Annotated in this window: 14 protein-coding genes; 12 read left to right on the top strand and 2 right to left on the bottom strand. The window is 67.7% G+C overall.

Annotated elements, in window-relative coordinates:
* Window positions 1-78: 78 nt before the first annotated feature.
* Window positions 79-1,308: a phosphoglycerate dehydrogenase gene (gene serA, locus E5P3_RS08545; protein ID WP_162585579.1), complete on the bottom strand. Its 1,230-nt coding sequence runs from the start codon at window positions 1,306-1,308 to the stop codon at window positions 79-81.
* Between the two features lie 235 nt (window positions 1,309-1,543).
* On the opposite strand from serA, the gene ugpB reads away from it, so the two are divergent.
* The 6 genes from ugpB (at window position 1,544) to E5P3_RS08515 (ending at window position 9,042) form a co-directional block, all read left to right on the top strand.
* A complete protein-coding gene (gene ugpB / locus E5P3_RS08540) occupies window positions 1,544-2,854 on the top strand; it encodes a sn-glycerol-3-phosphate ABC transporter substrate-binding protein UgpB (RefSeq protein ID WP_162585578.1) in 1,311 nt (436 codons plus the stop codon).
* A gap of 171 nt (window positions 2,855-3,025) precedes the next feature.
* A complete protein-coding gene (gene ugpA, locus E5P3_RS08535; RefSeq protein ID WP_162585577.1) occupies window positions 3,026-3,907 on the top strand; it encodes a sn-glycerol-3-phosphate ABC transporter permease UgpA in 882 nt (293 codons plus the stop codon).
* A 51-nt stretch (window positions 3,908-3,958) separates the two neighbouring features.
* Entirely contained in the window at window positions 3,959-4,807 is an 849-nt protein-coding gene (gene ugpE / locus E5P3_RS08530; protein WP_162585576.1) for a sn-glycerol-3-phosphate ABC transporter permease UgpE, read from the top strand.
* 22 nt (window positions 4,808-4,829) lie between these two features.
* Entirely contained in the window at window positions 4,830-5,837 is a 1,008-nt protein-coding gene (gene ugpC, locus E5P3_RS08525; protein WP_162585575.1) for a sn-glycerol-3-phosphate ABC transporter ATP-binding protein UgpC, read from the top strand.
* A complete protein-coding gene (gene ugpQ, locus E5P3_RS08520) occupies window positions 5,834-6,574 on the top strand; it encodes a glycerophosphodiester phosphodiesterase (RefSeq protein WP_162585574.1) in 741 nt (246 codons plus the stop codon). The genes ugpC and ugpQ overlap by 4 nt, the downstream gene beginning before the upstream one ends.
* Window positions 6,575-6,621: 47 nt before the next feature.
* Complete coding sequence (locus tag E5P3_RS08515; RefSeq protein ID WP_232073050.1) at window positions 6,622-9,042, top strand: DUF3772 domain-containing protein; 2,421 nt, start codon at window positions 6,622-6,624, stop codon at window positions 9,040-9,042.
* 16 nt (window positions 9,043-9,058) lie between these two features.
* Here E5P3_RS08515 and E5P3_RS08510 read toward each other — a convergent pair whose 3' ends face one another.
* Window positions 9,059-9,337 (bottom strand): hypothetical protein, encoded by a 279-nt coding sequence (locus E5P3_RS08510; RefSeq protein WP_162589594.1) that lies wholly within the window; start codon window positions 9,335-9,337, stop codon window positions 9,059-9,061.
* 81 nt (window positions 9,338-9,418) lie between these two features.
* Here E5P3_RS08510 and hemA point away from each other — a divergent pair, with 81 nt between their 5' ends.
* The 6 genes from hemA to E5P3_RS08480 all read left to right on the top strand — a co-directional run bounded on the left by hemA (window position 9,419) and on the right by E5P3_RS08480 (window position 14,771).
* Window positions 9,419-10,690, top strand: a complete 1,272-nt coding sequence (gene hemA / locus E5P3_RS08505) for a glutamyl-tRNA reductase (protein WP_162585572.1) — start codon at window positions 9,419-9,421, stop codon at window positions 10,688-10,690.
* Between the two features lie 87 nt (window positions 10,691-10,777).
* Complete coding sequence (gene prfA, locus E5P3_RS08500) at window positions 10,778-11,866, top strand: peptide chain release factor 1 (RefSeq protein WP_162585571.1); 1,089 nt, start codon at window positions 10,778-10,780, stop codon at window positions 11,864-11,866.
* Window positions 11,863-12,717, top strand: a complete 855-nt coding sequence (gene prmC, locus E5P3_RS08495) for a peptide chain release factor N(5)-glutamine methyltransferase (RefSeq protein ID WP_162585570.1) — start codon at window positions 11,863-11,865, stop codon at window positions 12,715-12,717. Before prfA ends, prmC begins: the two co-directional genes overlap by 4 nt.
* 29 nt (window positions 12,718-12,746) lie before the next feature.
* Complete coding sequence (gene grxD, locus E5P3_RS08490) at window positions 12,747-13,073, top strand: Grx4 family monothiol glutaredoxin (protein WP_162585569.1); 327 nt, start codon at window positions 12,747-12,749, stop codon at window positions 13,071-13,073.
* 101 nt (window positions 13,074-13,174) lie between these two features.
* The gene (locus E5P3_RS08485; protein WP_197893948.1) at window positions 13,175-13,666 is read left to right on the top strand and encodes a cupin domain-containing protein; all 492 of its coding nucleotides are present in this window, start codon (window positions 13,175-13,177) and stop codon (window positions 13,664-13,666) included.
* 97 nt (window positions 13,667-13,763) lie between these two features.
* A complete protein-coding gene (locus E5P3_RS08480; protein WP_162585568.1) occupies window positions 13,764-14,771 on the top strand; it encodes an AAA family ATPase in 1,008 nt (335 codons plus the stop codon).
* The last annotated feature ends 60 nt before the right edge of the window (window positions 14,772-14,831 follow it).

Genomic DNA, 14,831 nt, shown 5'->3' with positions numbered 1-14,831 from the left:
GCCTCGGTCGGGCGCTGCGCGCCCCTGAACCAGGGGCGTGAATTTTAAGTCAGGCCTGACTGTGCTGCCGGGTCCGACCTAGAACAACACCCGGCTGCGGATCGTGCCCGGCACCTTCGCCAGTTTCTCGAGCGCGAGGTCGGAGTAGGCGGCGTCGATGTCCGTCACCACATAGCCCACCTTTTCGTTCGTCTGCAGGTACTGTGAGGCGATGTTGATCTTGTTCTCGGCGAACACGCCGTTGATGTCCGAGAGCACGCCCGGCACGTTGCGGTGGATGTGCAGCAGCCGGTGCTTGCCCGGGTGCGCCGGCAGCGCCACCTCGGGGAAGTTGACCGAGGAGGTCGAGGTGCCGTTGTCGCTGTACTTGACCAGCTTCTCGGCCACCTCCAGGCCGATGTTGGCCTGCGCCTCCATGGTGGAACCGCCGATGTGCGGCGTGAGGATCGCGTTGTCCAGGCCGCGCAGCGGCGACTGGAACTCGTCCTTGTTGCTGCGCGGCTCGACGGGGAACACGTCGATCGCGGCGCCCAGCAGCTTCTTCTGCTTGAGCGCCTGGGCCAGCGCCTCGATGTCGACCACGGTGCCGCGCGAGGCATTGATCAGGATCGAGCCGGGCCGCATGGCCGCGATCTCCTTGGCGCCGATCATCCATTGGGTGGCCGGCGTCTCGGGCACGTGCAGGCTCACGATGTCGCTCTGCAGGAGCAGCTCGTTCAGCGTGCGCACCTGCCGCGCGTTGCCCAGCGGCAGCTTGGTGACCACGTCGAAGAAGGCCACCTGCATGCCCAGTGCCTCGGCCAGTACCGAGAGCTGCGCGCCGATCGACCCGTAGCCCACGATGCCCAGCGTCTTGCCGCGGATCTCGAAGGCGTTCTCGGCCGACTTGAGCCAGCCGCCGCGGTGCGCCACCGCGCTCTTCTCGGGGATGCCGCGCAGAAGCAGGATGGCCTCGGCCAGCACCAGTTCGGCGACCGAGCGCGTATTGGAATAAGGGGCGTTGAAGACCGCCACGCCGTGCTCGCGCGCGGCATCGAGATCGATCTGGTTGGTGCCGATGCAGAAGGCGCCCACCGCGACCAGCTTCTGCGCGGCGTCAAAGACCTCGGCCGTCAGTTGCGTGCGCGAGCGGATGCCGAGGAAATGCACGTCGGCCACGCGCAGCTTCAGATCCTCTTCCGGCAAGGCGCCGGGCAAGGTCTCGATGCTGGTGTAGCCCGCTGCGCGCAGCACTTCGACCGCCGAAGGGTGAATGCCTTCGAGCAGAAGGAACTTGATCTTGCTTTTGTCGAGGGAGGTCTTGCTCATACGCTTGGCGGAAGCCCCGACCGAACTTCAGGAGGAGGCAGCAGTACCTGAAAAAGGGAGGGCGATGCTAGCATGGTGCAGCGCAGCAAGCAGCCCCTTGCAGCCCTGCGGCCCAGACGCAAAAAGGGTTTCCCCTTCTACTGGTGCACCGCGGAGGTGCGACAAAATGTGACGCACCCGTGTCATACGCGCGGCCTAGCATCCGCGCTTTTGTTTCCCCTCAGGAGTTTCTCTCATGCGATTCAAGACGTTCGCCGTGGCATCGGCGCTTTCGGCAACGCTTTCGGTACCTGCCATGGCCCAGACTGAAATCCAGTGGTGGCATTCCATGAGCGGCCCGCTCGGCGAATGGGTCAACGATCTGGCCAAGCAATACAACGAGAGCCAGAAGGACTACAAGGTCGTGCCCACTTACAAGGGGCAGTACGACGAGTCGATGACGGCCGCCATCGCCGCCTACCGCTCCGGCAATGCACCTGACATCCTGCAGGTGTTCGAGGTGGGTACGGCGACCATGATGGCTTCCAAGGGAGCCATCAAGCCGGTGGGCGAAGTGATGAGTTCGGGCGGAGCCAAGTTCGACCCCAGCGTCTACGTGCCCGCGGTGGCTGGCTACTACACGGCGCCGAATGGCCAGATGCTGAGCTTCCCGTTCAACAGCTCGACGACGATCTTCTACTACAACAAGGACGCCTTTAAGGCGGCCGGCCTGGACCCCGAGAAAGCGCCGACCACCTGGCCCGAGGTCATCGCGGCGGCCGACAAGCTGAAGGCCAGCGGCCACAAGTGCCCATTCACGACGAGTTGGATGAGCTGGACCCAGCTGGAAAGCTTCTCGGCCTGGCACAACACCCTGTACGCGACACAGAACAACGGCTTCGGCGGCACCAGTGCGCGCCTGGCCTTCAACTCGCCGCTGCAAGTGCGCCATTTCGAGAACCTGGCCAAGATGTCCAAGGACGGCACCTTCGTCTACAAGGGCCGCAACAACACGGCCGACGCCGCCTTCCCTTCCGGCGAATGCGCCATGATGACCGGCTCGTCGGGTCTGTACGCCCGCGTGGCCAAGGACGCCAAGTTCAAGTACGGCATCTCGACCCTGCCCTACTACCCCGACGTGAAGGGCGCCCCCCAGAACACTGTGATCGGCGGCGCCAGCCTGTGGGTGATGTCCGGCAAGCCGGCCGACCACTACAAGGGGGTGGCCAGCTTCTTCAACTACCTGTCCGATACCAAGGTGCAATCCGAGAGTCACAAGCGCACCGGCTACCTGCCCATCACCACGGCCGCCTACAAGCTGACCGACGCCTCGGGCTTCTACAAGGAGAAGCCGGGCACGGACGTGGCGGTGACGCAGATGATCCGCAAGACCACCGACAAGTCGCGCGGCGTCCGCCTGGGCAGCTTCGTGCAGATCCGCACCATCGTCGACGAGGAAACCGAGCAGATCTGGAGCGGCAAGAAGACTGCCAAGGAGGCACTCGACGCGGCCGTCAAACGCGGCGACGAGCAGCTCGAGCGCTTCCAGAAGGCGAACAAGAGCTGACGCAGGCTCGCGCCTGCGCAGCCCTTCGGGCGTCCACGGCAACCCCACCCTGCCCTCCCCGCCAAGCGGGGAGGGTGCCTGCCGGGGAGGTGGGTGCCGCAGTAGACTCGCACGCCCGCCCTTATCGGAAGACCGAGGGCGGGCGTTTCGTTTTCGAGGGTTTGGAGGGATATGGAGAAACGCGTTCTTTTCCGGTCGGCGTGGCTGCCGTGGCTGCTGGTCGCGCCGCAGATGGCGGTGATCCTGGTGTTCTTCTTCTGGCCGGCCAGCCAGGCCATCTGGCAATCGCTGCAGTCGGAGGACGCCTTCGGCACCTCCACCGCCTTCGTCGGCCTGGAGAACTTCCAGACCCTGTTCGACGATCCGGCCTACGTCGAGTCCTTCAAGGTCACGGCACTCTTTTCAGTTCTGGTGGCCGGCAGCGGCATCGCGCTGTCGTTGATGCTGGCCATCTTCGCCGACCGGATCCTGCGAGGCGGCCTGGTCTACAAGACCTTCCTGATCATTCCCTACGCGGTGGCGCCCGCCATTGCGGGCGTGCTGTGGGTGTTCATGTTCTCGCCCAGCATCGGGGTGGTGTCGTACTTTCTGCGCTACATCGGTGTGGACTGGAACCACCTGCTCAACTCCAACCAGGCGCTGACGCTGATCGTGGTGGCCGCCGTGTGGAAGCAGATCTCCTACAACTTCCTGTTCTTCCTGGCCGGCCTGCAGTCCATCCCCAAGGCACTGATCGAGGCCGCCTCCATCGACGGCGCCGGGCCGCTGCGGCGCTTCGCCACCATCCAGTTCCCGCTGCTGTCGCCCACCACCTTCTTCCTGCTGGTGATCAACATCGTCTACGCCTTCTTCGACACCTTCGCGATCGTGCATGCGACGACCGAAGGCGGACCGGGACGCGACACCGCGATCCTGGTCTACAAGGTGTGGCACGACGGCTTCAAGGCGCTGGACCTGGGCGGCTCGGCCGCGCAGTCGGTAGTGCTGATGGTGATCGTCGTCGCGCTGACGGTGATCCAGTTCCGCTACGTTGAAAAGAAGGTCCAGTACTGATGGCCGCCCACTCCGTCGCCCCTTCCCTCCCCTTCCCCCTGAGGCAACACCATGGTTGAACGCCGCCCCGGCCTCACCGTCCTGTCGCATGTGGTGCTGATCCTGGGCATCGCCATCGTGGCCTTCCCCATCTACCTGGCCTTCGTGGCGTCCACTCACACGCGCGACGCGATCCTGCAGGTGCCCATGCCGCTCCTGCCGGGCGGCCACATGTTCGAGAACTACAGCGCCGCCTTGCTCGGCGCCGATACCCAGGGCGCGCGCGTGGTAGTGGGCCGCATGATGTGGATCAGCCTGGTCACGGCGCTGGTCATCAGCATCGGCAAGATCGCGATCTCGCTGCTGTCGGCCTTCGCCATCGTGTACTTTCGCTTCCCGTTCAAGAAGATCGTCTTCTGGATGATCTTCGTGACCCTGATGCTGCCGGTGGAGGTGCGCATCCTGCCGACCTACAAGGTGCTGGCAGACCTCAACATGCTCAACACCTACGCGGGGCTGACGGTGCCGCTGATCGCTTCGGCCACCGCCACTTTCCTGTTCCGGCAGTTCTTCCTGAGCGTGCCCGACGAGCTGGTAGAAGCGGCACGCATGGACGGCGCCGGGCCGATGCGCTTCTTCAAGGACATCCTGGTGCCGCTGTCGCAGACCTCGATCGCGGCGCTGTTCGTGATCCAGTTCATCTACGGCTGGAATCAGTACCTGTGGCCGCTCCTGGCCACCACCAGCGAGGACATGTATCCGGTGGTGATCGGCATCAAGCGAATGATCGCCTCGGGCGATGCCGCGGTGGACTGGAACCTGGTGATGGCCACGGCAATCCTGGCGCTTGTGCCGCCGGTGATCGTGGTGGTGCTGATGCAGCGCTGGTTCGTCAAGGGCCTCGTGGATACAGAGAAATAACCGACAAAGAAGCAACGACGCAATGGCTGCCATCTCTCTTCGCAACGTCATCAAGCGCTACGGCCACGGGGCCAAGGCCAACCAGGTCATCCACGGCGTCTCGGCCGACGTCAAGGATGGCGAATTCGTCGTCATCGTCGGGCCCTCGGGCTGCGGCAAATCCACGCTCCTGCGCATGGTCGCGGGCCTGGAGGAAATCAGCGCGGGCGAGATCGCCATCGGCAACCGCGTGGTGAACAACATCGAACCGGCGCGGCGCGACATCGCGATGGTGTTCCAGAACTACGCGCTCTACCCGCACATGACGAACTTCGACAACATGGCCTATGGGCTCAAGATTGCGAAGGTGCCCAAGGAGGAGATCAAGGCGCGCGTGGACAAGGCCGCCAAGATCCTCGAGCTCGGCCATCTGCTCCAGCGCAAGCCGCGCGAGCTTTCGGGCGGCCAGCGCCAGCGGGTGGCCATGGGCCGCGCGATCGTGCGGCAGCCGCAGGTCTTCCTGTTCGACGAGCCGCTGTCCAACCTGGACGCCAAGCTGCGCGCCCAGACCCGGCTGGAGATCCAGAAGCTGCACCGCGAGTTGGGCATCACCTCGCTCTTCGTGACGCACGACCAGGTCGAGGCGATGACGCTTGCGCAGCGCATCATCGTGATGAACGCCGGCGTGATGGACCAGTTCGGTACGCCCGAGGAGGTGTATGCGCGCCCGGCCACCACCTTCGTGGCCGGCTTCATCGGCTCGCCGCCGATGAACCTGCTCAAACACGCGCCGGGCGTGCGCCCGGGGATGATCCTCGGCATCCGCCCGGAGCATCTCACGCTCGACACCGACGGCTGGTCGGTGCAGGTCGAGTACGTCGAGCTGCTGGGTGCCGAGCGGCTGATCTACGGCCGCGTCGGGGACGAGCAACTGGTGGTGCGCGCCGACGAAGGCCAGGCGGCGCCGGTCGCGGGCGACACGGTGAAGATCGCGGCGCGGCAGGACAAGCTGCATTGGTTCGACGCCGGCTCCGGGAAACGCGCGGTATGAAGCCCTGGCCCTACCCTTTCTGGATCGCTCATCGCGGCGCAGGCAGGCTGGCCCCGGAAAACACCCTCGCCGCCTTTCGCCTGGGCGCGGAGCACGGCTACCGCATGTTCGAGTGCGATGCCAAGCTCAGCGCCGACGGCGTTCCCTTCCTGCTTCATGACAGCACCCTCGAGCGCACCAGCAACGGCCGCGGCATCGCGGGCGAGCAGCCGTGGAGCGCGCTCGCCCAGCTCGATGCGGGTGCCTGGCACTCGCGCCGCTACGCCGGCGAGCCCATGCCCACGCTCGAAGCGCTGATCCGCTTCTGCCTGGCCAACCGCCACCTGCTCGACATCGAGATCAAGCCCACGCCGGGCGTCGAGCGCCGCACCGGCGAGGTGGTTGCGCAACTGGCGGCCACGCTCTGGGTGGACACCGGGATTGCGCCGCCCTTCCTGACCTCCTTCTCGCCCGAGTCGCTCGAGGGCGCGCGCGCGACGCAGCCCGGCCTGCCGCGCGGACTGCTGCTCGACACCCTGCGGGAAGACTGGCTCGACACCGCGCGCCGCCTGGAGTGCGCGGCGATCGTCTGCAACTACAGCTTGTGGGACGCCGCCACCGTGGCGCAGGTGCATGCGGCCGGCATGCGCGCGCTGAGCTACACCGTCAACGACGCGTCCGTGGTCCGCTGGCTGACCGGCCTCGGCACAGACGGCATCGTGACCGATCGCGTCGACCGCTTCAGCCCGGCCGCCTGAGCTTGCGCCGCGCGGGGCCGCTGCAACGCCCTTCTATGATCGGACCCATGAGCTGGATGCCCCGTCTCGCGGCCCTGTTGCTCGCCGCCGTCCTCGGAAGCGCCGTCCTCGCGCAGGATGCCGCCGCCCCGCCGGAGGCAACGGTGGCCGCCCTGCGAACCCAGCTCGACAGCATCCCGAGCTCGGTCGAAAGCAACGCGGAGGTCCGCGAGTTGCTGGGCCGGATCAACGCCATCGGCGGCCAGGCAGACAAGTTCGTCGCCTCCCGCACGGGCCAGCTCAACGACCTCAACGCACGGCTTGGCGAACTGGGCAACCCGCCGGCTGCGGGCGCTCCCCCCGAGGACCCCGACATCACCCGTCAGCGCGCCACCCTGCTGAAGGAGCGCAACACGCTCGACGCCGACATCCGCCTGGCGCGGCTGATCACGGTCGACGCGCAGCAACGCGGCAGCGAGCTGCTCTCCAAGCGCCGCAAACTGTTCGAAGCGCAGCTCACGGAGCGCGCGCCTTCGCCCCTGGGCCGCCAATTCTGGTTCGACATCAGCGACGCGTGGCCCGCCGACCTGGAGCGCCTGGCGAGCCTGCGCAGCGAGCTGCGCGCCGCGGCCGAGACCGCGATGGACCCGGCACATCGCGTGTCAGTGCTGGCCAGCCTGGCCGCGGCGCTGCTGCTCGCACTGCTGGGCAACTGGGCGGCCGAACACGGGCTGGTACGGCTCGCCACGCGCGTGCTGCCGGCGGGGCGGCTGCGCCGCTCGCTGCTGGTGATCGCGGTGGTGGGCGTCAACGTGCTGCTGGTCACGCTGGCGGCGCAGGGCGTGTTCGCCACCCTGGACCGTCACGGGATCCTCGGGCCGCAAATCCGCAAGCTGGGTCAGGCGGTGGTGCAGTCCATCATCTTCATCGCCTTCGTGGTTGGGCTGGGCCGCGCGCTGCTGTCCAACAAGCGGCCCTCGTGGCGGCTGCCGCCGATCCCGGACACGATGGCCCAGCGGCTCGCGCCTTTCCCCTGGCTCACGGCCGTGATCGGGGTGCTGGTCTGGGTGCCGAGCCAGATCAATGCGATCGTCGACGCTAGCTTCGCGGCCGTGGTCGCCACCCACGTGGTCACCGCGCTGGCGCTGACAGCGCTGATCGGCATGATGCTGCTGCGCCTGCACGAGCCCGCCGCAGCCCGCCATGCTGAAGCTGCAACGACGCAGGCGGGAGAGACGCCGCCAGGCGAGCCCGAGCGCCCGCTCTGGATCAGCTTCCTGCTGAGCGCCGTGGCGCTCGCAGTCATTGTGATCTGGGTGCTGGTGGGCATCGGCTACGTCGCGCTGGCCAGTTTCCTGGCCAACCAGCTGACCTGGAGCGGCATCGTCGCCTCAGCCTTTTACCTGCTCTTCAAGTTCGCCGACGACCTGTTCATGGCCACGGTGGCCTCGAAGAGCGAGCTGGGCCAGAAGCTGCAGAAGAGCTTCGGGTTTGCGCCGCGGACGCTGGACCAGGCCGCCGTGGTGCTCTCGGGCCTGGCTCGGGTCGCGCTCTTCTTCTACATGCTGATCGCGCTGGCCACGCCACTCGGCACGGGCCCCGGCGAGGTGTTCCAGCGCAGCGGCCAGTTCGGCACCGGCCTCAAGATCGGCGAATTCCAGCTGGTGCCGGGCGCGATCTTCAGCGCCGTCGCGGTGCTGGCCGTCGGCTTCATCACCCTGCGCGTACTGAAGAAGTGGCTGGAGGCGCGCTACCTGCCGGAAACTGCGCTCGAGCCCGGCATGCAGAGCTCGATTACCACGCTGCTCGGCTATGTGGGCGGCGCCGTGGTGATCGCGGTCGGGCTTTCGGCGCTGGGGATCGGCATCGAGCGCATCGCCTGGGTGGCGAGCGCGCTGTCGGTGGGGATCGGCTTCGGCCTGCAGGCCATCGTGCAGAACTTCATCTCGGGGCTGATCCTGCTGGCCGAGCGGCCGGTCAAGGTCGGGGACTGGGTGGTGCTGGGCACGGCCGAGGGCGACGTGCGGCGCATCAATGTGCGCGCCACCGAGATCCAGCTGGCCGACCGCTCCACGCTGATCGTGCCGAACTCGGAGTTCATCACCAAGACCGTGCGCAACATGACCCTCACCAACGCCGAGGGCCGCGTGTTGATCCGGCTGCCGATGCCGCTGTCCACCGATGCCAAGCTGACGCGAGAACTGATGCTGTCGGCCTGCGCCGACCACGGCGGCGTGCTGGTCGCCCCCGCGCCCTCGGTCACGCTCGAGGGGATCGAGGGCGGCATGCTGATCTTCCAGGCCATTGCTTTCGTGCAGAGCCCGCGACTGGCCGGGGGCGTGCGCAGCGACGTCCTGTTCACCATGCTCGATCGCTTCAAGGAAGCGGGTCTGCCGCTGGTGGCGCCGGCCGCGGCGGCGCCCCAGGGCCCGACGCCGGCGCCCGCGCCGGTCCCGCCGGTCCCTCCGGTGCCCCCGCTTGCGCAGTGAGCGCGCCCGCTCGCCCTCAGCCGCGCCAGCCGCGCAGCAGCCACCACTGGGTAGTGCCGCACACCACCACCAAGGCGGCATAGGTCGCGATGCGCCCGTCGTGGCCGAAATAGACCAGGCCGGCGACCAGGACCACCAGCCCGGCCGCGAAGGTGACCGCGACCTGCATCCAGAGGCTGACGGCCACGCTGCGCCGGTGCATGGCAAGGCGCAACAGCAGGGTCAGCAGGAGGGCGACGCAGAAGGCCGGCGCCGCGAAGTTGAGCAGGTGGATCAGCAGGTCGAGCGCAGACATGAGGGGCAAGGGGAGCGGCAGTCCGGGGTCATCCCTGGAGTGGACGGGCGCCGCTGGCGGCGGATTTTATAATCCTGGGTTATGTCAGTCTGGGCCCTCGGCTTGAACCATACGACGGCGCCGCTCGATCTGCGCGGTCGCTTCGCGTTCGCCATCGACCAGATCGCGCCCACGCTGCAGAGCCTGCGCAACTCCTTCACCACCCACCGACATCCGGAGGTGGAAGCGGCGATCATCTCGACCTGCAACCGCACCGAGATCTACTGCGCAGCGGACCACATGGCCCTCGATCACACGATCGACTGGCTGGCCCAGAGCGGCGGCGTGGCGCCGGCCCTGCTGCGCTCCCACGCCTACGCGCTGCACGACGACAAGGCGGCGCGCCACGCCTTCCGGGTCGCCAGCGGGCTCGACTCGATGGTGCTGGGCGAGGCCCAGATCCTGGGCCAGATGAAGGACGCGGTACGCGCCGCCGAGACCGCGGGCGCGCTCGGCAGCACGCTGAACCAGCTGTTCCAGCGCTCCTTCGCCGTCGCCAAGGAGGTGCGCACCGCCACCGACATCGGCGCCCACTCCATCAGCATGGCCGCCGCGGCAGTGCGCCTGGCGGCCCAGCTGTTCGAGGATTTGAAGCAGACCCGCGTGCTCTTCGTCGGCGCGGGCGAGATGATCGACCTGGCCGCGACGCACTTCGCTGCCAGGGAGCCCAAGTCCATCGTCATCGCCAACCGCACGCTGGAACGCGGCGAGAAGCTGGCCTCGCGCTTCGGCGGCGAGGCCATGCGGCTGGCCGAGCTGCCCGCGCGCCTGGCCGAATTCGACATCGTCGTGAGCTGCACCGCCAGCACGCTGCCGCTGATAGGCCTGGGCGCGGTCGAGCGCGCGCTCAAGCTGCGCAAGCACCGCCCGATGTTCATGGTGGACCTGGCCGTGCCGCGGGACATCGAGCTCGAAGTCAAGGCACTCGAGGACATCTACCTCTACACCGTCGATGACCTGGCCCAGGTCGTGCAGCAGGGCCATGCCAGCCGCCAGGCCGCCGTGGCCGAGGCCGAGGTGATCATCGACGCCGGGGTGCGCAGCTTCATGCACTGGCTGGACCAGCGCGGCAGCGTGCCGCTGATCCAGCAGCTCAACGCCCAGGCCGACGAATGGCGCGCCGCCGAACTGGGCCGCGCTCGCAAGCTGCTGGCCAAGGGCGAGCCGGTGGAGGCCGTGCTGGAGGCGCTGTCCCGCGGGCTCACGCAGAAGATGCTGCACGGCGCCATGGCCGAGCTGCATGCCGGCGACGCCACGGCGCGCGAACACACGGCGCAAGCCATCTCGCGGCTGTTCCTGCGCAAAGAGCGTTAGCGACGCTGCCCTGAAGCCGGCGATCCGACGCCGGACAGCCGACCGCCTCAGCGTTCGGTACCCGCTCCCGCATTCGAAGACTTTCCAGTGAAACCCTTTCTCCGTCATCAACTCGAGCGCTACGCGCAACGCCTCGGCGAACTCGACTTCCTGCTCTCGCGCGAGGACATCATGTCCGACATGACGCAGTACCGGAACATCTCGCGCGAGCATGCCGAAGTGACGCAGGTGGCTGGCCGCTACCAGCGGTACCTCCAGCGCGAATCGGACCTGGCAGCCGCGCGCGAGATGCAGGACGACCCGGACATGGCGGAAATGGCAAAGGAAGAGATCGCCAGTGCCGAGGCCGAGTTGACCGCTCTGGAGGACGAGCTCCAGCGCTTGCTGCTGCCCAAGGACCCGGAAGACGCGCGCAACGCCTTCCTCGAGATCCGGGCCGGTACCGGCGGCGACGAATCGGCGCTTTTTGCCGGCGACCTGCTGCGCATGTACACGCGCCATGCCGAGCGCGCCGGCTGGCGCTGCGAGATCGTGAGCGCCAGCGAGAGCGAATTGGGCGGCTTCAAGGAAGTGGTGGTGCGGGTGGTCGGCGACGAGGTCTTCGGGCGGCTGCGCTTCGAGTCCGGCGGCCACCGGGTGCAGCGCGTGCCCGCGACCGAGACGCAGGGCCGGATCCACACCAGCGCCTGCACGGTGGCCGTGCTGGCGGAGCCGGACGAGGCCCAGGCGGTGCAGATCAACCCGGCCGACCTGCGCATCGACACCTACCGCGCCAGCGGCGCCGGCGGCCAGCACATCAACAAGACCGATTCGGCGGTGCGCATCACGCACATCCCGACCGGCATCGTGGCCGAGTGCCAGGACGACCGCAGCCAGCATCGCAACAAGGCCAAGGCGCTGCAGGTGCTGTCGGCGCGCATCCAGGAGAAAGAGCGCAGCGAGCGCGCCGCCAAGGATGCGGCGCTGCGCAAGGGCCTGATCGGCAGCGGCGACCGCAGCGACCGCATCCGCACCTACAACTTCCCGCAAGGACGGCTCACCGACCACCGCATCAACCTCACGCTCTACAAGCTCCAGACGATCATGGAAGGCGACCTGGGCGAGGTGCTGGACGCCCTGCGCGCGGCGCGCGAGGCCGAGAAGCTGGCCGAGCTGGAAGCCAGCCTGCCGGCATGACGCCCGCGGAGAGCCAGTCGCCATCGACCGCGGCGCAGATGCTGGCCGCGGCCGCCGCGCTGGGCGTGGAGCGGCTCGACGCCCAGCTGTTGCTGCTGCACGTGCTGGGCCGGCACTCGGGTGACCGCGCCTGGCTGCTGGCGCACGACACCGACATCCTGGCCGATGCCGTCTGGCCGGCCTTCGCCTCGCTGTGCGCGCGTCGGGTGGCCGGCGAGCCGGTGGCCTACCTGGTGGGCGAAAAGGAGTTCCACGGGCTCGGCCTGCAGGTCGATGCGCGCGTGCTGGTGCCGCGGCCCGACACCGAGACACTGGTCGAGTGGGCGCTGCAATGCCTGCAAGGCCGCACCTCGCCCGTGGTGCTCGACTTGGGCACCGGCAGCGGCGCGATTGCGCTGGCGATCCAGCACGCCAGGCCTGATGCCAAGGTTACGGCGGTCGATCGCAGCGCCGATGCCCTGGCGGTGGCCCGTGTTAACGCGCAGCGCCTCGGGCTGGCGGTCCGCTTCGTCGAGGCCGACTGGCTCGAAGGCGCGGAGATGGATCTGGACCTGGTTGTTTCCAACCCGCCCTACGTCGCCGCCGAGGACCCGCACCTCACCGCCCTGCGCCACGAGCCCTTGGGGGCACTGGTGTCGGGCGCCGACGGGCTGGACGACATCCGCCGCATCGTCGAGGCCGCGCCTGCGCATCTGCGCGAGGGCGGCTGGCTGCTGCTCGAGCATGGCTACGACCAGGCAGCGTCCGTGCGCGCCCTGCTCGCGCGCCGCGGCTTCGCCGAGGTGCAAAGCCGCGACGACCTGGCAGGCATCGCGCGCTGCTCGGGCGGGATCTGGCGCACGGTGAAATAATCCGCCCAACTCATTTTTTGGAGAGGCCCATGTCCGACGTCCAGCAGCGCATCGACGATCTCGTCAAGACCAACGATCTCGTGCTCTTCATGAAGGGCAACGCCAGTTTCCCCATGTGCGGCTTCTCGGGCCGCGCGATACAGATCCTCAAGGCAGTGGGCGTCGACACCCGCGCGCTCAAGACCGTCAACGTACTCGAGGACGAAGGCATCCGCCAGGGCATCAAGGAATACAGCAACTGGCCGACCATCCCGCAGCTCTACGTCAAGGGCGAATTCGTCGGCGGCTCGGACATCCTGATGGAAATGTACGAATCCGGGGAGCTGCAGCAGATGCTCAACGGCAGCCCGGCGTAGATGTTGCTCGCCCCCAGGTTGCCCGCACTTCGTGTCGGGCGCCCACCCCCTACCGGGGGCAACACCAGCGGCCCCGGCTTCGCCGGCTATGAAGGCGCATCGTGAACCACGAACATTCCGATCATGATCACAACGCCGCCTGGAAACACGACGGCGTGCGGGTGATTCCCGGCAGCCAGCTCGATGCCAACACTGCGCAGACGCCCGGCATGAACCGCGCCGCAGCGATCAATTTCGCGCGCGTCGGCGCCCAGAAGCTCTGGGCCGGTACGGTGACCATCCACCCCGATGCGAAGACCGGCGCCCATCACCACGGGCATCTGGAATCCGTGATCTACGTGGTTCGGGGGCGTGCCCGGATGCGCTGGGGCGAACATCTGGAGTTCACCGCTGAGGCTGGCCCGGGCGACTTCATCTACGTGCCGCCCTACGTGCCGCACCAGGAAATCAACGCAAGCCCGACCGAACCGCTCGAGTGCGTGCTATGCCGCAGCGACGGCGAGGCCGTGGCCATCAACCTCGACATCGAGCCGGTCGAGAAGCCTGAATCGGTGCTCTGGGTCGACCCGACGCATCCCCAGGGCGGCGTCTGACCCGCTTAAAAGCCCTCGAAGCGAGAAAACCTGGACAACCGCCGACACCGGGCACGGCTTATGCTGTGTCAAAGTGTGATCGAACGGAGGTCTGAAAATGGATTCCCGCCCATCCCGCGAGCTGGCCCCAGCGTCTGTCTCGTCATTTCAGTTGCCGGTGGCGCATCTGCGCAGTGTGTTCCGCACGCACGATGTCGAGCGCAAGCTCGCGAAGCTGCCCCACCGCGACCACGAGCACCTGCGGACTACCTACGAACGCATGCTCGAACGCGGCCCCGAGCGCTTCCAGGTCAAGCCCAGCGGCGTCCCCGAGATGGCCGCGCTCTACGCCGAGCTACCCAACTTCACGGATGTGCTGGACGACGTGCGGCGCCATGTCGCACTGGCGCAGGACAGCCGCGACGGGCTCGAGGTAACGCCCATGCTGCTGCTGGGCCCGCCCGGCATCGGCAAGACCCATTTCGCCAAGCGCCTGGCCGAGCTGCTGGGCACCGGGATGTCGCTGGTGCCGATGAGCTCGATGACCGCCGGCTGGCTGCTCTCGGGCGCCTCGTCGCAGTGGAAGGGCGCCAAGCCCGGCAAGGTGTTCGAGGCCCTGGTCGACGGCCAGTACGCTAACCCGGTGATGGTGATCGACGAGATCGACAAGGCCGGCGCCGATGTGCAGTACGACCCGCTGGGCGCGCTCTACGGCCTGCTGGAGCACGACACCGCCCACGCCTTCGTCGACGAGTTCGCCGAGGTGCCGATCGACGCCAGCCAGGTGATCTGGGTCACGACCGCGAACGACGTCCGCGGCATTCCCGAGCCGATCCTCAATCGCATGAACGTGTTCGAGATCGATGCGCCATCGCCCGAGGCGGCCCGGCAGATCGCGCGCCAGCTCTATGCGTCGATCCGCAACGCGCACGACTGGGGCCGCCTGCTGGCCGAGGAGCCGCAGGACGACGTGCTCGACCACCTCGCCACGCTGGCGCCGCGTGAGATGCGGCGTGCGCTGATGACGGGCTTCGGCAATGCCCGGCTGGCCGGGCGCGACGAGGTGCGCGTCGAGGACCTGCCGCGCGCCGGCCCGGGGCGCAGCCGGATCGGCTTCGTGCAGTAGCGCAGGCAGCGCGGCGGCGGCGCCGGAGGCTGCTCTATAAGGCAACCTCCGCCCTGCGGG

The sequence above is a fragment of the Variovorax sp. RA8 genome (assembly GCF_901827175.1).
Classification (GTDB): domain Bacteria; phylum Pseudomonadota; class Gammaproteobacteria; order Burkholderiales; family Burkholderiaceae_C; genus Variovorax.
This window is presented reverse-complemented; position numbering and strand designations above follow the sequence as displayed.

What these genes read in the sequence shown, in the direction of transcription:
- ugpQ (WP_162585574.1), top strand. Translation starts at nt 5,834, where the DNA reads ATGAAGCCCTGGCCCTACCCTTTCTGGATCGCTCATCGCGGCGCAGGC.
- ugpB (WP_162585578.1), top strand. Translation starts at nt 1,544, where the DNA reads ATGCGATTCAAGACGTTCGCCGTGGCATCGGCGCTTTCGGCAACGCTT.
- prmC (WP_162585570.1), top strand. Translation starts at nt 11,863, where the DNA reads ATGACGCCCGCGGAGAGCCAGTCGCCATCGACCGCGGCGCAGATGCTG.
- ugpC (WP_162585575.1), top strand. Translation starts at nt 4,830, where the DNA reads ATGGCTGCCATCTCTCTTCGCAACGTCATCAAGCGCTACGGCCACGGG.
- E5P3_RS08515 (WP_232073050.1), top strand. Translation starts at nt 6,622, where the DNA reads ATGAGCTGGATGCCCCGTCTCGCGGCCCTGTTGCTCGCCGCCGTCCTC.
- ugpA (WP_162585577.1), top strand. Translation starts at nt 3,026, where the DNA reads ATGGAGAAACGCGTTCTTTTCCGGTCGGCGTGGCTGCCGTGGCTGCTG.
- ugpE (WP_162585576.1), top strand. Translation starts at nt 3,959, where the DNA reads ATGGTTGAACGCCGCCCCGGCCTCACCGTCCTGTCGCATGTGGTGCTG.
- E5P3_RS08510 (WP_162589594.1), bottom strand. Translation starts at nt 9,337, where the DNA reads ATGTCTGCGCTCGACCTGCTGATCCACCTGCTCAACTTCGCGGCGCCG.
- serA (WP_162585579.1), bottom strand. Translation starts at nt 1,308, where the DNA reads ATGAGCAAGACCTCCCTCGACAAAAGCAAGATCAAGTTCCTTCTGCTC.
- E5P3_RS08480 (WP_162585568.1), top strand. Translation starts at nt 13,764, where the DNA reads ATGGATTCCCGCCCATCCCGCGAGCTGGCCCCAGCGTCTGTCTCGTCA.
- hemA (WP_162585572.1), top strand. Translation starts at nt 9,419, where the DNA reads ATGTCAGTCTGGGCCCTCGGCTTGAACCATACGACGGCGCCGCTCGAT.
- grxD (WP_162585569.1), top strand. Translation starts at nt 12,747, where the DNA reads ATGTCCGACGTCCAGCAGCGCATCGACGATCTCGTCAAGACCAACGAT.